Origin of the sequence: Zymomonas sp. (assembly GCF_020216885.1) — a bacterium.
Taxonomy (GTDB): domain Bacteria; phylum Pseudomonadota; class Alphaproteobacteria; order Sphingomonadales; family Sphingomonadaceae; genus Zymomonas.
Genome location: NZ_JAIWON010000157.1, coordinates 1 through 6,464, shown reverse-complemented (window position 1 = coordinate 6,464; position 6,464 = coordinate 1). Strand labels below are relative to the sequence as shown.

Genomic DNA, 6,464 nt, shown 5'->3' with positions numbered 1-6,464 from the left:
CGAAGAGGTTATCAACAAAATCCTTGCTGATAATCAGGATAAGGTCGAACAATATCGCAGCGGTAAAGATAAACTTTTCGGCTTCTTCGTCGGTCAGACCATGCGGGCAATGGGCGGTAAAGCCAATCCTGCGGTCGTCAACGAAATCCTGAAAAAGCTGTTATCAGCCTAATCGGCATCCCTATCTTTCTAACAAAAAGGCCACCGAAATTCGGTGGCCTTTTTTTATAATTTTTACCGCTTCCTTTTAGCTTAACGGATCTAACATAAAATCATGTGATCCGGTTTCATTCACCAAAAAATGGGCATGTTCCTGCAAATAGTCGATCAAGACTTTTACTTTTCGGGAAATTCTTGGCTTTGCCGGATAATAGAGAACCAAGCCCGATGTCGGCGGACTCCAATCAGCCAACATTCTGACCAAACGCCCTTCTTCAATAAAGCGCTCGACATAGCCATTGACAGTATAAATGACCCCTAACCCATCCAAGGCGGCCTGAACCATCACAGCCAGATCACCCAAGACCAGACGACCATCAATGTTGATCATCAGATTTTCGTTTTTATTGGTAAAATTCCACCGCTGAATAATCTCACCGGATGTCCGACGGAATTTAATACATTCATGCCCCAGCAAATCTCTGGGATGTCGGGCAATTCCCCGCTTGGCGACATATTCAGGGGAGGCGACAACATACCACCGCATCGAAGGGCCGATATTGACGCTCGTTACATCTTTTTCAACAAAACCGCCAAAACGAATACCGGCATCAAATCCATGACTGGAAAGATCAACCATCGTATTATCAATGGCGATTTCCATTTTCATTTCAGGATAGGCTTCAAGGAAATCTCGCAACAAAGGTCGCAAAGCTAACAGATAGCCAGAACGGGGCATAATAAGCCGCAATAAACCGGATGGGGGGCCGCTATCATCACCGACATCGGTAGAAGCACTAATCAATTCATCAACAGCAGGCTGCACCCGCGCCAAAAAACGCGCCCCTGCATCGGTCAAATTAACACTTCTCGTTGTCCGGTGGAACAACATCACGCCCAGCCGCTGTTCTAAAGCGCGGATTGATTGGCTGACAGCCGAAGGAGAAACACCTAGTCTTTGTGCCGCAGAAGAAAAATTCGCCAGTCTGGCTACACAGACAAAAGCGACCAGACCATCAAGCTGATTTTGTCGCATAAAAGTCAAACGCGCCTATTCCTAATTTAAAATATTGCCTTTTATAGCAACAACCAAGCCTCGCTAAAAAAGCTTATCTATTGAAAGACTGCACAATAAATCTGAAAATAAATCCAGATCAATCATATCAAACTATTTTAGCTATAACGATATAACTTTAAACCCACATAACATTTACAGGGCTAAAGTCTAGGAAGCTTTCCATCCTCCCCCAAAAGCGCGGATCAATCCAACCCCTGCTTGCAAACGCTGCGTTTGAATAATCAAGGCCTGACGACGGTTTTGTAATTCTGCAGTCTGGGCAATAACCACTTCCAGATAATTGGCTGCCCCCTCTTTATAACGGATGGTGGCAAGGTTATTGGCACGCTTTGCGGCAGTAACGGCAAATTCCTGATCAGCATGGGCATTGGCTAACCAATTTGCCAAAGCCATCTGATCTTCCACCTCCTGAAAGGCTTTTAAGACCGTATCCCGATAGCTGGCTGCGGTGGCATCGAAATCCGCCCTCGCCTCTTTCACTCTGGCGCGCCGCCGCCCACCTTGGAATAACGGCAGAACCCCCATAGCCGGGCCCAAAGCCCAAAATCCTGATGGCGCAGATAAAAGACTGGAAGCCGCCGAATCTGATCCGCCATTTGCCGAAAGCGAAATTGTCGGGAAAAAGGCTGCAATCGCTGAACCGATCGCGGCATTGGCCGCCGCCATTTGCCGTTCAGCCGAAGCAATATCAGGCCTTCTTTCCAAAAGCTGCGAAGGTGCTGAAACAGGAATAACCGGCGGGGTGTTGATCATATCTACCGGTTCAATAGAGAAATTACTGGGCTGCTCACCGATTAAAACGGCAATCGCATGTTCTAACAAAGCGCGATGCGCCATCACCTGCGACAATTCAGATCGCGTAGCTGAAAGCTGCATTCTGGCGCGCTCAACATCGACACCGGAAACCGCTCCACCATCATGGCGCGCCACGGTTAATTGTAATGCCCGCATATAAGCAGCCACGGTCTCGCGATATAACGCCGCCTGTGCATCCAAACCGCGAAGCTGCATATAGTTATCGGCTAATTCAGCCTGTAAACTTAACCGAATAGAGCCCATATCGGCAGCACTGGCTTCGGCCATCGCCTTACCAGCCTTAACCATATTACGGATACGCCCCCAAATATCGGCTTCATAGCTGATACCACCCCCAGCAATGGAAGGATTATAAATATAAGGGCTATAGGTGCTTCCCGGATTCCGAAAGACGCGCTGACGGCTGATGCTGCTATTAACACTGATAGAAGGGAATAGCCCAGAACGGACTTCTTTAACATAGGCCTGCGACCGCTGATACCGCGCCAAGGCCTCGGCCAATTGCGGACTATTCTTTTCAATCCGATCTTCCAGATCGTTCAGATGCACATCATCAAAAATTTTCCACCAAGACCCACGCGGGGCTTCATCCGCAGGCTGTGCCGAAGTCCAAGCCCCACCTTCTTTATAGGCAACCGGCATATCCTTGATGTCTTTGGCCGTCGGCTTGTGATAATCAGGTGCAAAAGAACATCCTGAAACCAAACCGCCCCAAATTACAGTAGTCATCAAGGCGATGATTGAAATTTTTTTCCGAACGCCCCCCTTTCCCCTTCTATTTTGAAAAGACGGTGAAAGCAGGAAATTATTCTTATTTTCCATGGGCAGCCCCATCGGCTTTGGCTTGCTTCACATCGGGGCTAACCACATCATTTTCGGCAATATCATCGGCTGGTGCGTCAATTACACGATCACTGCGGGAAATACCGCCCGCAATTTCAATCTGCTTACCTAGATCACGCGTAATTTTGATAATATGCAAATGAGCATGATTGTCTTTGTCGATGGTCGCAATCGTCATGCCCTGCTGCCGGAAAAGAACCGCGCTCGCCGGAATCCGCACAATATTAGATGGTGTTGGTAGCGTAAATTCTACTTGGGCATAGGAACCGGGTTTCAAAGCATGGTCGGCATTTTCAGCCGCCATCTGAACTAACATCGTGCCACTGGCAGGTGTCACAGCATGGTTTGTTTCAACAAAAGTCGAATGGAAAACACGATCAGGATATTCAGGCAAATGTAAAGCCGCCGTAATACCGGGTTTAATCTCTGCGGCATAGGCCTGCGGCACGTTTACATAAACGCGCATTTTGTGAATATCGGAAACCGTAAATAACGGCTGCTGGGTATTATTGGTATTGGACGCACCGCCAATAATCAACGCCCCGATATCCGTAGAACGGCCAGTCACAATCCCATCAAAGGGTGCCAATAATTGCTTAAAGCCAATTAAAGCCCGCAATCTATCGACTTCTGCCGCCGCCTCATGCTCCATCGCTAAACGGGCGGCATAATTGGCCTTCTTTTCATCTGCTTCTTGTTGTGAAACCGCATCTTCGGCGATCAGCTTTTGCCAACGGTCGGAAGTCGTCTGTGCCAAAGCCCGCTGTGCGGCGGCTGTTGCAAGGCTAGCCTTGGCAGCGGCATATTGCTGGTCAAGATCGGGGGCATCAATCAAACCCAAAATTTGACCCGCTTTCACAGGGGTGCCGATATCCGTATACCATGCTTTCAGGTAACCGCTGGTTCGGGCATAGACAGGCGCTTGATACCACGCATTGACCCGTCCGGGTAAAGTCAGGGTAGTCGTTCCAGGAGCTTCGGTCGGAGAAATAATCGAAACACTGGGGACAACTTCACTTTCTGTCCATTTCTTTACCGCATGTTCATTCTGATAACGGCTGTAAATACCGTAACCCGCAACACCGGCCAGCAGACATACCGCAAGAATCCCGATTTTTTTTAACCGACGACTTTCCTGTTTTTCGTGGTTTTGATGTTGGGTCTTTGCGTCCTGCATATCAGGCATAGACTTCTCCATTGGTATCATCGCCTTTATCAGGTTTCTTTATTGTATCAGAGTGATCGCTTTCCGCGGCTTCTGGAAATTCAATGTCTTTTTTGGGATCATTACGGTGCATTAACGAAAAAAGCGAAGGCACAAAGAACAGGGATGCCGTGGTTGCGACAATCAACCCACCGACAACAGCTCGTCCCAAAGGCGCATTTTGCTCACCGCCATCACCCAAGCCCAAAGCCATAGGCAACATACCGATAATCATTGCCAAGGCCGTCATCAAGACAGGCCTGATACGGGTTGCACCTGCCTCAAGCGCGGCTTGCGCAGAAGTAAGCCCTTCCTCCATCTTTTCACGGCAAAAGCTGATAACCAACACCGAGTTGGAAGTCGCCACACCCATGCACATAATCGCCCCCGTCAAAGCCGGCACCGAAAGCGTCGTTTTCGTCACAAACAGCATCCAGATAATACCCGCCAAAGCGCCGGGCAAAGCGGCAATCACGATAAAAGGATCAAGCCACGACTGGAAATTGATGACGATCAGCAAATAGATCAGAACAATCGCCCCCAACAGGCCAAAACCCATCCCTTGAAAGGCGGTATTCATTGTCTGATATTGCCCCCGCAAAGTAACAGTGACCCCTTTCGGCTTTTGCTTCTCCATTTTATGGATCACTTTCAGGATATCATTACTGACAGCCCCCAAATCGCGACCTTGGATAGAGCCATAAATCTCGAATAACGAAGCGAGATTATATTGTGATGTCACCGCACTACTATGGGTTCTGACAATTGGGCCCAAAGCTCCCAGAATTTGAGGTTCAGGCGCGCGCATCCCCTCCCCTGAAATCGGGACATTCCCAAGATGCGCCAGACTATCCACCATATATTCCGGTGTCTGCGCCACAACAGGATAGGAAACGCCATTTTTGGGATCGACCCAGAAAACGGGTGCCAACTGCGAAGAACCCGCCAGCGAAGTTCCCAAACTATTGGTAACATCCAACTCTTTTAAGCCCAATTGGGCGATACGGGAACGATCGACCTTAACGGTAAATTCAGGATATTTGGAAGATTGCTGAATCCGGCTATCCACCAATCCCGGAATTTTCCGCACTTCCCGCAACAAAAGACGGGCATAGCTTTCATCATCAACCGGATTACGTCCTGTCACCTGAATATCAATCGGCGAAGGTGAACCAAAATTCAAAATCTGGGAAACGATATCAGCGGGCAAGAAAGCAAAGGTTTCTGCCGGATATTCGCGCGGCAATATTTCCCGCAACCGCTTGATATAGGAATCGGTTGGCGCATGATCCTCCGTCAGGCTGATCATGATATTACCATCCTGCATCCCGATTGAACCCGTCGCATCATAGGTTGTATTGATCGCACTGGATGAAATACCGATATTATCAACCACGGATCTCAACTGATCGGCTGGAATAATCGACCGTATCCGGTTTTCAATACGGGCAAAAATAGCCGAAGTCTCTTCAATCCGCGTCCCGATCGGCGCTCTAACATGAAGCGTAATCGATCCGGTATCAATCGACGGGAAGAAATTCCGCCCTAAAAAAGGCGACAGAGTAAAGGAAAGAATGACGAAGCCGTAAAAAGCAACAATAAACAACCATTTTGCCCGCAATGCCTTTTCCAAAAGATGGACATAACCAAGGCGCATTTTTTCAAAATGATGCTCGAAACCCTGCTGGAAACGGACAAAAATATTCGATGATTTTACCGCATGTTCGGGGTCGTGCTTATGCGGAATTGGCTTCAATAAATACATTGCCAAAGTCGGCACCAAGGTGCGAGACAGCAAGAAAGAAGCCAACATCGCAAAGATAACGGACATCCCCATCGGCGCGAACAAAAATCCGGCAATCCCCGGCAAAAAGAACATCGGCACAAAGGCAATGCAAATACAAAGTGTCGAGACCAAAGCCGGTGTCGCAATCTGCATCGCCCCATCAATAATGGCCGGAATAACGTCTTTGCCATGCTCAAGATGCCAGTTGATATTCTCGATTGTGACGGTACCGTCATCGACCAAAATACCAACGGCCAGCGCCAACCCTCCCAAGGTCATGATATTCAGCGTTTGACCAAAGGCAGAAAGCAATCCCAAAGCCGACATAATCGCCAAAGGAATAGAAATAGCGATGATGACTGTTGACCGCCAAGAGCCCAGAAACAACATAATCATCAAGCTAGTCAAAACGGCTGCAATTGCCGCTTCTCTGGCAACGCCTGAAATAGCTTCCTGAACAAAAATCGCCTGATTAGTCAGGGCATCGACCCGCAAAGTGCTGGGCAAGCCAATCAACAAGCTCGGAATTTTGCGGGTCGATGCCCTGACTAATCAGGCGATTTTTGTTCAGGAAGCTA

General features: G+C 48.4%; 3 protein-coding genes and 2 pseudogenes. 1 reads left to right on the top strand and 4 read right to left on the bottom strand.

The genetic code is table 11. The features are described from left to right. A pseudogene (gatB, locus tag LDL18_RS08400) lies at positions 1 to 172 on the top strand (Asp-tRNA(Asn)/Glu-tRNA(Gln) amidotransferase GatCAB subunit B); the annotation flags it as partial. A gap of 75 nt (positions 173 to 247) precedes the next feature. Here gatB and LDL18_RS08395 read toward each other — a convergent pair. The 4 genes and pseudogenes from LDL18_RS08395 to LDL18_RS08380 all read right to left on the bottom strand — a co-directional run. Next, entirely contained in the window at positions 248 to 1,195 is a 948-nt protein-coding gene (locus LDL18_RS08395; protein ID WP_011240656.1) for a LysR family transcriptional regulator, read from the bottom strand. A 189-nt stretch (positions 1,196 to 1,384) separates the two neighbouring features. Further along, a complete protein-coding gene (locus tag LDL18_RS08390; RefSeq protein WP_365975002.1) occupies positions 1,385 to 2,875 on the bottom strand; it encodes an efflux transporter outer membrane subunit in 1,491 nt (496 codons plus the stop codon). Continuing rightward, the gene (locus tag LDL18_RS08385) at positions 2,865 to 4,082 is read right to left on the bottom strand and encodes an efflux RND transporter periplasmic adaptor subunit (protein WP_296508677.1); all 1,218 of its coding nucleotides are present in this window, start codon (positions 4,080 to 4,082) and stop codon (positions 2,865 to 2,867) included. The genes LDL18_RS08390 and LDL18_RS08385 overlap by 11 nt, the downstream gene beginning before the upstream one ends. Continuing rightward, positions 4,075 to 6,417: pseudogene (locus LDL18_RS08380) on the bottom strand (efflux RND transporter permease subunit); the annotation flags it as partial. The pseudogene LDL18_RS08380 and the gene LDL18_RS08385, both read right to left, overlap by 8 nt. Between the last annotated feature and the right edge of the window lie 47 nt (positions 6,418 to 6,464).

Excerpts from the sequence above, each read along its gene's own strand:
- LDL18_RS08385 (WP_296508677.1), bottom strand. The coding sequence starts at position 4,082 with ATGCCTGATATGCAGGACGCAAAGACCCAACATCAAAACCACGAAAAA.
- LDL18_RS08395 (WP_011240656.1), bottom strand. The coding sequence starts at position 1,195 with ATGCGACAAAATCAGCTTGATGGTCTGGTCGCTTTTGTCTGTGTAGCC.
- LDL18_RS08390 (WP_365975002.1), bottom strand. The coding sequence starts at position 2,875 with ATGGAAAATAAGAATAATTTCCTGCTTTCACCGTCTTTTCAAAATAGA.